Genomic DNA, 13,884 nt, shown 5'->3' on the forward strand with positions numbered 1-13,884 from the left:
GACATGTGGCTCTCACGTCAGGTTTGGCGGCCCTGGCAGGCTCGCCGTGCCGGCAAACGCCGGATTGTAATGCGCTCAGGTCTTCGGCAGTGTGACACCGTGCTGGCCCTGGTACTTGCCGCCCCGGTCGGCGTACGAGGTCTCGCAGATCTCGTCGCTCTCGAAGAACAATACCTGCGCGCAACCCTCGCCGGCGTAGATCTTGGCCGGCAGCGGCGTGGTATTGGAGAACTCCAGCGTCACATAGCCTTCCCATTCCGGCTCGAACGGCGTCACGTTGACGATGATGCCGCAGCGGGCGTAGGTGCTCTTGCCCAGGCAGATGGTCAGCACGCTGCGCGGGATGCGGAAGTATTCCATCGTGCGCGCCAGCGCGAACGAATTGGGCGGGATGATGCAGACCTCGCCCTTGAAGTCGACGAACGACTTCTCGTCGAAGTTCTTCGGGTCGACGATGGTGCTGTTGATATTGGTGAAGATCTTGAATTCGTCGGCGCAGCGGATGTCGTAGCCGTAGCTCGAGGTGCCGTACGACACGATCTTGCGGCCGTCGGCCTCCCGGACCTGGCCTGGCTCGAACGGCTCGATCATGCCGTGCTGCTCCGCCATGCGGCGGATCCATTTGTCAGATTTGATGCTCATAAGGTTGGGAGGATAGACGGCTCGGAGTGCGCCGCATTGTACAACCATTCGGCGCGCGTCCCTTCAAGCCGGCAGCGGCCCGGCAAGTGGCGGCTACACCACTACATCTTCGGGTAGACGATGACGGAAGCGCTCGCGCCCGGTGTAGAGCAGGAAGTGCTTGCCGGTGCAACGCGCGAACAGCGTCAGGTTGACGCGCCGGGCCATCTGGTAGCCCATCTGGGTCACGCCGGAGCGCGACAGCAGGAACGGAATGCCCATCTGCGCGCCCTTGATCACCATTTCGGAAGTGAGGCGCCCGGTGGTGTAGAAAATCTTGTCGCCGCCGCTCATGCCTTCCAGCCACATGCGCCCGGCAATGGCGTCGACGGCATTGTGGCGGCCGACGTCCTCGACGAACATCAGCAGTTCGGTGCCCTGGAACAGCGCGCAGCCATGCACCGAGCCGGCCTGCTTGTACACCGACTGCTGCAGCCGGATGGTGTCGATGATGCCGTACAGGGTGTCCTGGTCCAGCGTAGCGCCAACCGGCAGCCGGATGCTGTCGACCTCATCCAGCAGCGAGCCGAACACGGTGCCCTGGCCGCAACCCGTGGTCACCACGCGGCGCGCGGTGCGCTCTTCAATGCGGTCCACGCCGTTGCGCGTGGTCACAGCCGCCGATTCGGTTTCCCAGTCGACCTGCACCGCGGCAATGTCCTCGATCGATTCCACCAGGCGCTGGTTGCGCAGGTAGCCCAGCACCAGGTGCTCGGGCGCGCCGCCCAGCGTCATCAGCGTGACCAGCTCGCGCTTGTCGAGATAGACCGTCAGCGGACGCTCGCCCGGCAGGTAGGCCGCGCGCACGCGCCCTTGCTCGTCGACGACTTCAACCTCTTCGATCAGGGGAACGGCTGCCTGGGTAAGCTCGGGACGCAAGGTCATGACGAGGGACTCGGGGCTGCGGGTGAGGCCCCGAGCGGCATGCAGGGGGCGGAAGTTACGGCGCCTTTGCCGGCGATTGTACCGCGCCTGCCGCGGGCGCACCGGCGGTGCTGGCAATGGCCGCGGCCGGGGTCACGAACGGCCCAGGATCGGCGCAGGCGGCCGTCTGCACCGGCTCGCGCGCTGGCTGCCCGTGCCCCTTGCGGTCGGCCAGGTAACGCCCGGCGATCTTGTCCTGGGTGCGGCACAACTGGTAGGCCGCAGCCTTGTCGGACCAGGCGGCGCGCGCCTTGGTCTCGGCGGCCTTGGCCTGCTGGGCTTCGGTTGGCGCGGGCAGCTTGGCCAGCGCGCCGGAGGCCGCGCAGGCGGCACCGGCGGCTACGGCGATCAGCGTCAGGATGCGTGTCATCGTTGAGGATTCCTGCTGTGTCGTAGGCCCTTGCTTCAGGCTTCGCCGGGACTGTGCCGCGCCGGCCGGGCCGCGGCGGCATCGGGGCTGGCCGAACGCTGGGCCGGGATCTTGCCGGACTTGATGTCGTCGTACCAGAGCTCGTGATGCTCCTTGGCCCAGGCCTCGTCGACCCAGCCATCGCGCATGGCGCGGTACGCGCCTTCCATGCCGATGGTGCCCATGTAGATATGCCCGCACGCCATGGCGATCATCAGCACCGCCGCAATCGCGTGGATCACGTTGGCGATCTGCATGGTGGCGCGGTAGTAGTCCATGCCCGGCACGATCATGTCGAGCACCCAGCCCGATGCCGACAACACCAGCCCCGACACGAACACGCCAAACCAGAACCACATCTTCTCGCCCGCGTTGAAGCGGCCGCTCGGCACATGCCTGCCCGAGGCCAGCCCGCCGAGGCTGGTGACCCAGCGCACGTCGTCGCGGCTGGGCAGGTTGTCGCGCACGAACACCGCAAAGGCGACGATCACCGACAGCGTGAAGATCGGCCCCACCACGTTGTGCAGGTTCTTCAGGATATAGCTGAGCCAGCCGAACAGCATATGCCCCATCAGCGGCAGCAGGAAATGCTTGCCCAGCAGCATCACGATGCCGGACAGCGCCAGCACCACGAACGAAATCGCCATGGTCCAGTGCACGATGCGCTCCAGCGGGGTAAAGCGCTCGATCAGGCGGCCGGTCCTGGGGGTGCGCAGCGGAATGGTGCCGCGCCACAGGAAGAAGCCCAGGATCGCCACCGGCACGATCAGCAGCAGCCAGCCGCCCCAGACCGTGATGACGCCGTTGCGGAACAGCCGCCATGACTGGCCGGTGCGCTGGATCAACACCCCGGCTTCCTTGTCGGGCAGGCTGCTGTAGTGGCGCTGGTCGGAATTGACCTCGCGCCAGACCGGCGCATTGTTGCCGGGCTGGGTGATGGTGCGCTGCTGCTGCGAGCTGGCCTCGGCCGCGATATCGCGCCGCGGGATGTTGAAAATATTCTCGGAAGCCACGCCGGCCAGCGGCTGCGCCGGATGCGTGGCCGGGTTGTTGGCGTCGGCGCTGGCCGATGCGGTCGCCGGCCCCGTCGACGGGCCCGGCGCGGGTGCCGGGGCCTGGGCGGCGGCGTTGCCGGCTACGGCACCCAGCGCGAGCGCGCCGGCCGCCAGCCAGCTGCGCCACCCTCCGGTCCGGCATCGATTGTGCGACGGCGTCATAGCCCCTCCTTCAGCGCCCGGATAACGGGACGTCCCCACAGCGGCGCGGTCATTGCACCCGGTTGTACTCGTTCTGCAACTGGTTGCGCTGACGGATCTGGTTGTTCCAGCTGGTGCGGTCGCCGGCGGTCCAGCCCTTGGCCACGAACGGATCGTCCGGCGCCCCCTGGAACGACTGCGCATCCACCTTGCGGTGCGACGGGCCGATGGTCTGCGGCTTCTCGCCGCACCCCGCCAGCAGCACGCCGCACAGCGACATCAGTGCAACCACGCGGATGCGATTCATGACGTTTTCCCTCCCGCAGGTGCCGTGGCTGCCGGCGCGGCGGGAGCCCCCGACGCGGGCTGCGGCGGCGGTGCCGGCTGCGCGCCGGGCTTGGCGCCGCCATAGGCGGTGCCCCAGCCGAACACATCGCCGCCGGTGCCGCGCTTGATCACGCGGTTGCGCAGGATGTCGGCGATCACGTCGCCATCGCCGCCCAGCAGCGCCTTGGTCGAGCACATCTCGGCGCACAGCGGCAGCTTGCCTTCGGCCAGCCGGTTCCGGCCATACTTCTCGAACTCGGCTTCCGAACCGTTTTTCTCCGGGCCGCCCGCGCAGAAGGTGCACTTGTCCATCTTGCCGCGCACGCCGAAGGTGCCGGTCGACGGAAACTGCGGCGCGCCGAACGGGCAGGCATAGGAGCAGTAGCCGCAGCCGATGCAGACGTCCTTGTCATGCAGCACCACGCCGTCCTCGGTGCGGTAGAAGCAATCGACCGGGCAGACCGCCATGCACGGCGCGTCCGAACAGTGCATGCAGGCCACCGAGATCGATTTCTCGGCGCCGACCATGCCGTCGTTGACCGTGACCACGCGACGCCGGTTCACCCCCCAGGGCACCTCGTGCTCATTCTTGCAGGCGGTGACGCAGCTGTTGCACTCGATGCAGCGCTCGGCGTCACAGATAAATTTCATGCGTGCCATGATGTTCCTCTGCGCTTAGGCAAACCGCTCGATCTGGCAAATGGTGGTCTTGGTTTCCTGCATCATCGTCACCGAGTCATAGCCATACGTGGTGGCGGTATTGACCGCTTCGCCACGCACCACCGGCATCGCCCCCTCGGGGTAGTAGTCCTTCAGGTCCTTGCCCTGCCACCAGCCCGAGAAGTGGAACGGGATGAAGGCGGTATCGGGCCCGACCCGCTCGGTGACCAGCGCGCGCACCTTCAGCGTGGCGCCGGTCGGGGTCTTGACCCAGCAGAAGTCGCCGTTGCGGATGCCGCGGTCGGACGCCGCGCGCGGGTTGATCTCGACGAAGTTCTCCTGCTGCAGTTCCGCCAGCCACGGATTGGAGCGGGTTTCCTCGCCCCCGCCTTCGTACTCGACCAGCCGCCCGGAAGTCAGGATGATCGGGAACTTCTCGGCGACCTTGTTCTCGAGATTGCGCTGCTGCACCGACTTGTACAGCGTCGGCAGCCGCCAGAACGCCATCTTGTCGTCGTGGGTCGGGTACTTGACGACCATGTCGGGGCGCGTGGAGTACAGCGGCTCGCGGTGCTGCGGGACCGGGTCCGGGAAGTTCCACACCACCGCGCGCGCCTTGGCGTTGCCAAACGGATGGCAGCCATGGTTCTTCATCACCACGCGCTGGATGCCGCCGGAAAGGTCGGTCTTCCAGTTCTTGCCCTCGGCCTTGGCCTTCTCCGCATCGGTCAGGTCGTCCCACCAGCCCAGCTTCTTCAGCAGCACGTGGTCGAACTCGGGATAGCCGGTGGTAATCTCGGCCCCCAGCGAGTACGAGCCATCCTCGGCAAGCAGGTTGACGCCATCGCGCTCCACGCCGAAGTTGGCGCGGAAGTTGCCGCCACCGTCCATCACGTGCTTGCTGGTGTCGTACAAGTTGGGCGAACCGGGGTGCTTCAGTTCCGGCGTGCCGTAGCAGGGCCACGGCAGCCCGAAGTAGTCGCCGGTCAGGTCATAGCCGGTCACCGGGTCCTTGCCCGACTTGCAGCGCAGCGTCTTGACGTCGAACATCTGCATATTGCGCATGTGCGACTTCAGGCGTTCCGGCGACTGGCCGGTGTAGCCAATGGTCCAGTTGCTGGCGTTGATCTCGCGCAGGATCGATTCCGGCTCGGGCTCCATCCAGGTCCGGCCGGCCCGCTTGACCTCGATCATCTTGTAGTTCTTCGACAGCTCCTTGCCGAAGCCGAGCTTGTCGGCGAACGCCTGCATCAGCGTGTGGTCGGGCATCGATTCGAACAGCGGCTCGATCACCTTCTCGCGCCATTGCAGCGAGCGGTTGGACGCCGTGCACGAGCCCGAGGTCTCGAACTGCGTGCAGGCCGGCAGCAGGTACACCGCGCGGTTGGGGTTGACCTTGTCGCCCTCGGCCGGCGGCATGTTGGCCATGGCCGCGGTTGCCGACGGGTACGGGTCCACCACCACCAGCAGGTCCAGCTTGTCGAGCGCCTTCTTCATCTCCAGCCCGCGCGTCTGCGAGTTCGGGGCATGGCCCCAGAAGAACACGCCGCGCACGTTGTTGTCCTGGTCGATCAGCTCGTTCTTCTCGGTGACGATATCGATCCAGCGCGACACCGTGGTGCCGGACTTCTCCATCAACGCCTGCGAGACGAACTGCTTCTTGATCCATTCGTAGTCGACGCCCCAGACCGCCGCGTAGTGCTTCCAGGCGCCGGTGGCCAGGCCGTAGTAGCCCGGCAGCGAATCGGGGTTGGGACCCACGTCGGTGGCACCCTGCACGTTGTCATGGCCGCGGAAGATGTTGGCGCCGCCGCCCGACACGCCGATATTGCCCAGCGCCAGCTGCACGATGCACGAGGCGCGCACGATCGCGTTGCCGATGGTGTGCTGGGTCTGGCCCATGCACCACACCAGCGTGCTGGGGCGGTTCTTGGCCATGGTCTCGGCCACCATGTAGACCTGGGCCTCGGGCACGCCGGTGACTTCCTCGACCTTGTCGGGCGTCCACTTGGCCAGCACTTCCTCCTTGACCTTGTCCATGCCGTAGACCCGGTCATTGATGAACTTCTGGTCTTCCCAGCCGTTCTTGAAGACGTGGTACAGCACGCCGAACAGGAAGGCGATGTCGGTGCCGGAGCGGATCCGCACGTAACGGTGCGCCTTGGCCGCGGTACGCGTAAAACGCGGATCGACCACGATCACCTTGCAGCCGCTTTCCTTGGCGTGCAGCAGGTGCAGCATCGACACCGGGTGCGCCTCGGCCGCGTTGGAGCCGATATACAGCGCCGCCTTCGCGTTCTGCATATCGTTGTACGAGTTGGTCATCGCACCGTAGCCCCAGGTGTTGGCCACGCCCGCCACGGTGGTGGAGTGGCAGATGCGCGCCTGGTGGTCGGTGTTGTTGGTGCCGAAGAACGACACCCACTTGCGCATCAGGTAGGACTGCTCATTGCTGTGCTTGGAAGACCCGACGAAGAACATCGAGTCCGGGCCGGTCTTCTGGCGGATGTCTTTCATCCGCGCGGTGATCTCGTCGAGCGCCTGGTCCCAGCTGATGCGCTGGTACTTGCCGTTGACCAGCTTCATCGGGTACTTGAGCCGGTATTCGCCGTGGCCGTGCTCACGCAGCGCGGCGCCCTTGGCACAGTGCGCGCCCATGTTGATGGGGGAATCGAACACCGGCTCCTGGCGGATCCACACGCCGTTCTGCACCACCGCGTCGACCGCGCAGCCGACCGAGCAATGGCCGCACACGGTGCGCCGGACCACGATGCCGGTCTTGCCGTCGCCGACGGCCTTCTTGTCGTCGGCGGCGTCGGCCTTGCGCAGCAGCGTCAGCTGCCCGGCCGCGAGGCCGGCGCCCACGCCGATGCCGGAGCGCTTGAGGAAGCTGCGGCGGTCCATGGTCGGCATGGCGCCGGCCAGGCTGGCAGCGAGTCGTTGGGAAAGCCGGCCTGAACTTGCATCGGCGGATTCGGGCCGGTTGGCGAGGCCGTCAGCGAGGCGGGCGGATGCGCCCTGCGCCGCGCGTTTGCGGGTCAAGATCATGTCTCACCTCAGAATCGGACGATTGGGTAGCGTCCGGTTGCAGGCGGCGCGCCAGACCACGCCGCCGTGGCAGTTACACCAGCGTGGTCCGGTAATACTTGCGGATGTGGTCGGAGACCCGGTAACCCGTGCTGTCCGACGGAGGGTCGGCGGGTTCCGGCAGCGTTGCGGCCTGGCCCGGCATGGACGGCGCGCGCGCGCTCAGCGCTGCCGCGCCGGTGGCGGCCGCCACAACTCCGGCGCCTGCGAGAAACGTGCGGCGCCCGACCCTGGTTGGCTTTTCTCTCATGTGGGGGCTCCTTGGTTGTCAAAGCCCGATGGTTGTGCCGTTATGCGTTGTTATGCATATTCTAGAATCAACTGGAAGGAAAGACCATGACAAGCGCGGGTTTTTCCTTACCTTCTTCTCCAGTTTGGCCTAAGCAGAGCACTGCGCGTTGGCGTCCCGGTCATCGGTGCCGCGCTCAGGTCATCTCGAGCGCCACCGCCTCGACGCCGGCAAACGTGCCCAGCAATCCCGCCACGCTGCGATAGAAGCGGGCCTGCGGGTGCGCCGTCACCGCATCGCACAATGGCTCGATACAGGGCTGCAGGTGCTTCGCATAGAAGCGCTGCTGCTCACCCAGGTTGGACACCGACAGGTCTTCGCCCGCCACCAGGAAGCGCATCACCTCGCACAGCGTGGCGATATGGTCCTCGGTCTCGCTGACGCCTTCGTGGCGCTCCAGGCCATAGCGGGCCAGATCTTCGCGCAGCGCCACCAGCGGGCGCTCGTTGAGGAAGCCAGTCATATAGAAAGAGCCATAGAGGAACACGTCCTGGCGGCCCACGCCCACGAACAGCTGCCGGTACTCTTCCTCGGCCTCGGCCGCGGTGGTCTCGGATGCTGCGTCGCACAACGCATTCCACGCCTTGCCGAGCACCGTATTGGCGTCTTCTCCCACGGCGCGGTTGGCGGCGATGTGATGCAGCAAGGCGGCGTCGGGGGCGCGGTAGAACAGCGTCGCGAGCAGGCCGTACAGGTCGGCGCGGGCGGTGTCTTCGGCATCGTCAACGGGCGGCGCAGCGGTGAGCTGGATCGGCTGGAAATCTGTCATGTCGTGATGTTTTCGTGCTCGCGGGTCAGCGCAGGGTGGCGCCGGTCACGGCGCCGGGATCGAGTTCCATCATGTCTACCACGCGGCAGTCGGGGCACATCCTGAGGCGCTCCGCCGCGGCGCCGGCAAAGGCCGGATGTCCAGCCAAGCGCACCAGCATCGACTCGACCATCTGCGCCGTGCCGAACGGCTTGGCGCAGCGGATGCAATGGAACGGCTGGGCCTCGTTGAGCGTGACCGGGCGGCGTGCCGCATCGCCGGCCAGCAAGCGCGGCACCAGGGTGATGGCGTCTTCGGGGCACGTCTTTTCGCACAGCCCGCACTGCACGCAGTTGCGCTCGATGAAGCTGAGCACGGGACGCTCCGGGTTATCGCGCAGCGCCTGCGACGGGCATGCGCCCACGCAGGCCAGGCACAAGGTGCACTTGCCGGTATCCACCGCAATGGCGCCGATGGGCGCGCCGGCCGGCAGCGGCACGCTCTGCGCCGGTGACGGCGCATGGCGCACCAGATGGTCGAGCGCAAAGTCGAGCATCTCGCGCTTGGCCGCAACCGGCCCGAACGGCGCGGGCGGCAACGCGTTGCGCGCCGGGCGCAGTGCCGCCAGGCCGGCATCGAGCGCAGCCGTGTCCGCGGCCTCGACCAGCGTCAGCACCTCGCCGTCATAGCCCAGCCCGGACAGCAGCGCGCGCCCGACCGCCATCTGCTCCAGCAGCGCGGTACGGTATTGCGGCGCCTCGTCGCCGGTCAGCAGCACGGCAACGCGGCTCGCGCCCCAGCACAGCGCGGCCAGCCACAGCTCCAGCCCGACCGAGGCCGGATGGAACAGCGACAGCGGCATCACCGGCGCGGGCACGCCGCCCGCCTTGCCGCCGCGGGCAGCACGGCCCAGCGCCAGCAGCGCGGGCGTACCGTATTCCTCGCCGTGCAGCAGCACCACCGGATCGCGCGCGCCGGCCTGCCGGTATGCCGACAGCAGCGTGCGCAGCCGCGCGCCGGTCATCTCCGGCCCGGGATAGCCATAGCTGATGGCGCCGCTCGGGCAGACCGTGGTGCAGGCGCCGCAGCCCATGCACAGGTTGGGCGTGACCTCGATGCGCCCCTTGCCGTCGTGCCAGCGCGAGGCGATGGCCTCGGTCGAGCAGATGTCGATGCAGGCGGTGCAGCCGGTGGTCTGGTTGCGGCCGTGCGCGCACAGGCTTTCCTTGTAGCGGAAGAACCTGGGCTTCTCGAACTCGCCCACCAGCCCGGCCAGCAGCAGGGCCTGGTCCTGCTGGCGGGCCGGGTCGGCGCCGGCATGCAGGTAGCCCTGCGGCGGCTGGTGCATGGTGAAGGCAGGCGTGTTGCACAGGTCGAAGACAAGGTCGAAGCGCCCCTGCGCGGTGGCCTGCGGGCGGTCGAAGTCGATCGCCGCCGCCGCGCCGCAGGCGCGCACGCAGTCGCGGTGCGCGCGGCAGCGCGACAGGTCGATCTGGTAGCTGAAGTCGATCGCGTTCTCGGGACAGGCCTCGATGCAGGCATTGCAGCGCGTGCACAGGTCCAGGTCGATCGGGTTGCTGCGGCCGGCGCCGGTTTCCCAGCTGGCCTCGAATGCGCCCAGCCAGCCGGTCAGCGTGGCCAGCCGGCCGCTGTGGACCGGATAGGCGCGCGCCGCGGGCTGCGCGGCTGCGCCGTCGCGCGCGTCGCTGCCGGTCAGCAGTACCGTCACTTCCAGTTGCATCGCGGCCAGCCGCTCGGCCCATGGCAGCGCCCGCGCGGCCGGGCCCAGCACCAGCACCGCGCCGTCGCTGCGGTAGTCGACCACCGGCACCGGCTCGGGTTCAGGCAGCGCGGCCACCGCCAGCAGCGCGGCGATCTTGGCGTTGGCAGTTTTCGGGTCGCGCCGGGCACCCTGCGACCAGCCGCCGGTTTCGCGGATATTGACGAAGCGCACCGGCGCGGTCACCACCGGGCGGCCATCGCCGCCCTGCGCGGCTTGCGCGGCCACCTCGGCAAACAGCTGGCGCTCCTGGGTGCAGGCGACGATCACGTCCTCGGTACCGTCCAGCGCGGCGGTGAAGTCACCGATTTCGCGCCGGCACAGCAGGCGATGGACCTTGAGCGGCCCCTGGCTCGCGTCGCGGGTTGCGTCGGACAGCGCCGCCCCGTCAAGCGGCATGGTGTCGTTGCAATTGCAGATCAGCGTCGGCATGGCGAGTGCGGCTGACCGGTCCGGACGTCCCTTCTTGGCGGGGGTCTGCGGGCCGGCGGATTGTGGGGATGCCTATTGTAGGCTGCGCTGCCGGTCGGGGCTACGCGCGTTTGTGCGGGTCTTGCTGGCCCTGTTGTTCGCTTTGACTGCCTGCTGCCGGCTGCGTTTCGGCGATCACCGGCGCCTCGGCCTGCGCCAGCGGCACGGCGGCTTCTTCGCCCTCCTGTTGCGGCGCTTCATGCGTAGCAGCCGGTACCTGTTCCGCCCCGGACAGCCGGGCCGCGGCTTCGGCTGCGGCGCGTTCCTCGTCGGTCGGCTCGAACAGGCCCAGGGTCTCGGCCTGGCGCAGCTGGCGCAGGATTTCAGGCGGGATCGGGTCCGGCTTGCTGTAGTCGTCGATATAGGTATCGAGCCCGTCCATCACATTGAAGTGGGGATCGGCAAACAATGTCTTGAGCGCGGCGCGCTTGACCGATTCGTCCACGCCGCGCGCGACGAAGCGGGCAATCTCGTCGCCGGGTCGCAGCGCGGCGACATCGGCCAGCGTCGGCGGCGGCTCCTGCGGCGCTTCGCGCAGGGTTTCGACGGTCGCAGGCACTGTCTCGCCCTCGGATGCCGCGGGCGGCGCCGGCTCGGCCGGCACGGCCACGCCCTCGCGCACCGCAGCCTTGCGGCGCGACCAGCGCGACAGGAAGGACGATTCGCTCATGGGCAGGGCCGCTTCTCGGCGGTTCAGTGGTCAGTAGCGGGCGCGCTCTTCCGGCGCCTTGAAGGATTCGGGCCGGCGCCGCTGCTTGGGCTCGGGCCGGTAATGTTCATTGACGTAAGCCTGCAGCCAGTCGCGCTGCTCGGGCGCCAGCGGCACGTTCTCGACGGTCTCGCCGGCATCCAGCCAGCGCCCGGCCTCGTTGTACGACAGCGCCACCGTGACCGGCACCGGATGCGCCGTGTCGCCGTCGCCTTCGTCCTCGGGCATGCGCCACAGCACGAACCAGCACGGCGTGGCCGAGGTCAGGTTCAGGTAGTAGCCTTCGCCCTGGTCGCGGAACAGTTCCACCTCGAAGCCCGGGTAGAGCCAGCGCGCGCCCTGGGCATCGTGCTCCAGGCAAACCGGGTGCGTGCCGAACTCGCCCAGGTCAGGCAGCACCGCGTCCAGCTGCCACTTCCAGGGCTGCCAGCGGTTGGCCAGCACGACCTTGCGCATCACCACGGCCATGGTGACGGCGGGGCGGGCGCCGGGGGACGGCAGGTCGGGGGTGGGCTGGCTGTCCATGGCGGATGTCTGGTGCTCAGGTGTTCTGCACCACGATGCTGGGGAACTTGCTGGTCATGTCGCGCGCCTTGTCGGCGACCTTGATCGCCACCTTGCGCGCGATGGCGCGGTACATCTCGGCCACCGGGCTGTCGGGCTCGGCCACCACGGTGGGGCGCCCGGAATCGGCCTGCTCGCGGATGCGCAGGTTCAGCGGCAGGCTGCCGAGCAGGTCCACGCCGTAGTCGGCGCACATCTTCTCGCCGCCGCCCTGGCCGAAGATATGTTCGACATGGCCGCAGTTCGGGCAGCAATAGACCGCCATGTTCTCGACGATGCCGAGGATGGGGATGCCCACCTTCTCGAACATCTTCAGGCCCTTCTTGGCGTCCAGCAGCGCGATGTCCTGCGGCGTGGTGACGATCACCGCGCCGGTGACCGGCACCTTCTGAGACAGCGTCAGCTGCACGTCGCCGGTGCCGGGCGGCATGTCGACGATCAGGTAATCCAGGTCGTGCCAGTTGGTCTGGCGCAGCAGCTGCTCCAGCGCCGAGGTAACCATCGGGCCGCGCCACACCATGGGGTTGTCCTGCTCGATCAGGAAGCCGATCGAGTTGGCCTGCAGCCCATGGCCCTCGAGCGGCTCCATGGTCTGGCCGTCGGCGGATTCGGGGCGGCCGTCGATGCCCAGCATCATCGGCAGGCTCGGGCCGTAGATATCCGCGTCGAGCATGCCCACGCGCGCGCCTTCGGCAGCCAGCGCCAGCGCCAGGTTGACGGCGGTGGTCGACTTGCCCACGCCGCCCTTGCCCGACGCCACCGCGATCACGTTCTTCACGCCAGGCAGCAGCTTCACGCCGCGCTGCACCGCGTGGGCGACGATCTTCATGGTCACCGCCACGCTGACATTGGTGACGCCCGGCACTTGCCGGACCGCGGCTACCACCAGCTTGCGGATCAGATCGAACTGGCTCTTCGCGGGATAGCCCAGCTCAACTTCCAGCGATACCTCGCCGCCGTCGACACGGATATTCCTGGCCGAGCGGGTGGACACCAGGTCCTTGCCCGTATTGGGGTCGATGACGGTGCGCAGGGCTTCGGTAACCTGCTCAGTGCTGACGCTCAAGACAAACTCCGCTTGGATAGGTGGGGACGGGCGCAGGATGGCCTGCGTCTAATGTATCAAAGTATGAAGCACCGGCCATGAACGCCGGAAATCCGCGCGCAATTCCCTCCGCGAGGTGGGGGATTACAGACATTTACAAATCTCACAAGCTTGCACTTGTGCGCGCGCCGCCATATCCATATTGTAGTGCGGTTGGCGGCCCGGCACCGCGGCACCTCCGCCGTCCCGGGGCTGACGCGCACTATGGGTTACCTGCCGCTTGCGCCTTGGCGTTACCATCGCGATGCGGTACCAAGAACATTTACGGGAACATCAGAAGGAGAAAGCATGAACATCAAGCTCGTTACCGTTTCTCTCGCCGCCGCCACGCTGCTGGCCGCCGGCTGCGCCACCGAACAGCAAACCCATACGGCGGTTGGTACCGGGGTCGGCGCCGCGGTCGGCGCGGGGCTGGGCAACCTGATCGGCGGCAATACCACCGGCACGCTGGTGGGCGCCGCGGTCGGCGGTGCCATCGGCGGCGCGACCGGCTACAACTGGAACGCGATCCGCGGCAAGCTGAACAAGGACACCGCGGGCACGGGCACCCAGATCACCGAACAGCCGGACGGCTCGCTGAAGGTGAACATCCCCAGCCAGGTCACCTTCGACACCGACAGCGCCTCCATCAAGCCGTCGTTCCGCTCGGTGCTCGACCAGGTCGCGCAGACCCTGGGCCAGCACCAGGACGTCAGCGCCAACGTGGTGGGCCATACCGACAGCACCGGCAACCCCAACTACAACATGCAACTGTCGCAACGCCGCGCCCAGAGCGTGGCGGGCTACCTGGGTGACCGCGGCGTCGCTCGCAACCGCCTGTCGGCCGAAGGCCGCGGGCAAAGCCAGCCCGTGGCGGACAACGCGACCGAGGCCGGACGGGCACAAAATCGCCGCGTCGAAATTTTTTTGAAACCAATCCAAGGGTGACCCTGTC

The 13,884-nt window shown here is 67.6% G+C and carries 14 protein-coding genes; 1 reads left to right on the plus strand and 13 read right to left on the minus strand.

The window, feature by feature from the left end; translation table 11 throughout:
• Positions 1-75: 75 nt before the first annotated feature.
• The 13 genes from dcd to apbC all read right to left on the minus strand — a co-directional run bounded on the left by dcd (position 76) and on the right by apbC (position 12,911).
• Complete coding sequence (gene dcd, locus E5S69_RS16375; protein ID WP_018008077.1) at positions 76-642, minus strand: dCTP deaminase; 567 nt, start codon at positions 640-642, stop codon at positions 76-78.
• A gap of 93 nt (positions 643-735) precedes the next feature.
• Positions 736-1,566: a formate dehydrogenase accessory sulfurtransferase FdhD gene (locus tag E5S69_RS16380; RefSeq protein WP_171515715.1), complete on the minus strand. Its 831-nt coding sequence runs from the start codon at positions 1,564-1,566 to the stop codon at positions 736-738.
• Positions 1,567-1,621: 55 nt separating this feature from the next.
• Positions 1,622-1,975, minus strand: coding sequence for a hypothetical protein (locus E5S69_RS16385; protein ID WP_171515716.1), 354 nt, complete (start codon positions 1,973-1,975; stop codon positions 1,622-1,624).
• 35 nt (positions 1,976-2,010) lie between these two features.
• Positions 2,011-3,231 (minus strand): formate dehydrogenase subunit gamma, encoded by a 1,221-nt coding sequence (locus tag E5S69_RS16390; protein ID WP_171515717.1) that lies wholly within the window; start codon positions 3,229-3,231, stop codon positions 2,011-2,013.
• 49 nt (positions 3,232-3,280) lie between these two features.
• On the minus strand, positions 3,281-3,517 hold the full coding sequence (locus E5S69_RS16395; protein WP_171515718.1) for a hypothetical protein: 237 nt from the start codon (positions 3,515-3,517) through the stop codon (positions 3,281-3,283).
• Positions 3,514-4,197, minus strand: a complete 684-nt coding sequence (fdh3B, locus tag E5S69_RS16400) for a formate dehydrogenase FDH3 subunit beta (protein WP_171515719.1) — start codon at positions 4,195-4,197, stop codon at positions 3,514-3,516. The genes E5S69_RS16395 and fdh3B overlap by 4 nt, the downstream gene beginning before the upstream one ends.
• Positions 4,198-4,212: 15 nt before the next feature.
• Positions 4,213-7,245, minus strand: a complete 3,033-nt coding sequence (locus tag E5S69_RS16405) for a molybdopterin-dependent oxidoreductase (protein WP_171515720.1) — start codon at positions 7,243-7,245, stop codon at positions 4,213-4,215.
• A 73-nt stretch (positions 7,246-7,318) separates the two neighbouring features.
• Positions 7,319-7,534: a formate dehydrogenase gene (locus tag E5S69_RS16410; RefSeq protein ID WP_171515721.1), complete on the minus strand. Its 216-nt coding sequence runs from the start codon at positions 7,532-7,534 to the stop codon at positions 7,319-7,321.
• A 175-nt stretch (positions 7,535-7,709) separates the two neighbouring features.
• Positions 7,710-8,342 carry a TorD/DmsD family molecular chaperone gene (locus tag E5S69_RS16415; RefSeq protein ID WP_171515722.1) on the minus strand — a complete coding sequence of 211 codons (633 nt, stop codon included), beginning with the start codon at positions 8,340-8,342 and terminating at the stop codon, positions 7,710-7,712.
• A 25-nt stretch (positions 8,343-8,367) separates the two neighbouring features.
• Positions 8,368-10,533 carry a 4Fe-4S binding protein gene (locus E5S69_RS16420; protein WP_171515723.1) on the minus strand — a complete coding sequence of 722 codons (2,166 nt, stop codon included), beginning with the start codon at positions 10,531-10,533 and terminating at the stop codon, positions 8,368-8,370.
• A 100-nt stretch (positions 10,534-10,633) separates the two neighbouring features.
• Entirely contained in the window at positions 10,634-11,242 is a 609-nt protein-coding gene (locus tag E5S69_RS16425) for a DUF3306 domain-containing protein (protein ID WP_171515724.1), read from the minus strand.
• 30 nt (positions 11,243-11,272) lie between these two features.
• The gene (locus tag E5S69_RS16430; protein ID WP_171515725.1) at positions 11,273-11,806 is read right to left on the minus strand and encodes a DUF3305 domain-containing protein; all 534 of its coding nucleotides are present in this window, start codon (positions 11,804-11,806) and stop codon (positions 11,273-11,275) included.
• A gap of 16 nt (positions 11,807-11,822) precedes the next feature.
• Positions 11,823-12,911, minus strand: coding sequence for an iron-sulfur cluster carrier protein ApbC (gene apbC, locus E5S69_RS16435; RefSeq protein WP_171515726.1), 1,089 nt, complete (start codon positions 12,909-12,911; stop codon positions 11,823-11,825).
• 327 nt (positions 12,912-13,238) lie between these two features.
• Between apbC and E5S69_RS16440 the strand changes: the two genes are divergently transcribed.
• The gene (locus tag E5S69_RS16440) at positions 13,239-13,877 is read left to right on the plus strand and encodes an OmpA family protein (RefSeq protein ID WP_171515727.1); all 639 of its coding nucleotides are present in this window, start codon (positions 13,239-13,241) and stop codon (positions 13,875-13,877) included.
• Positions 13,878-13,884: the final 7 nt, after the last annotated feature.

The organism is Cupriavidus necator (genome assembly GCF_013141915.1).
Lineage (GTDB): Bacteria > Pseudomonadota > Gammaproteobacteria > Burkholderiales > Burkholderiaceae > Cupriavidus > Cupriavidus necator_B.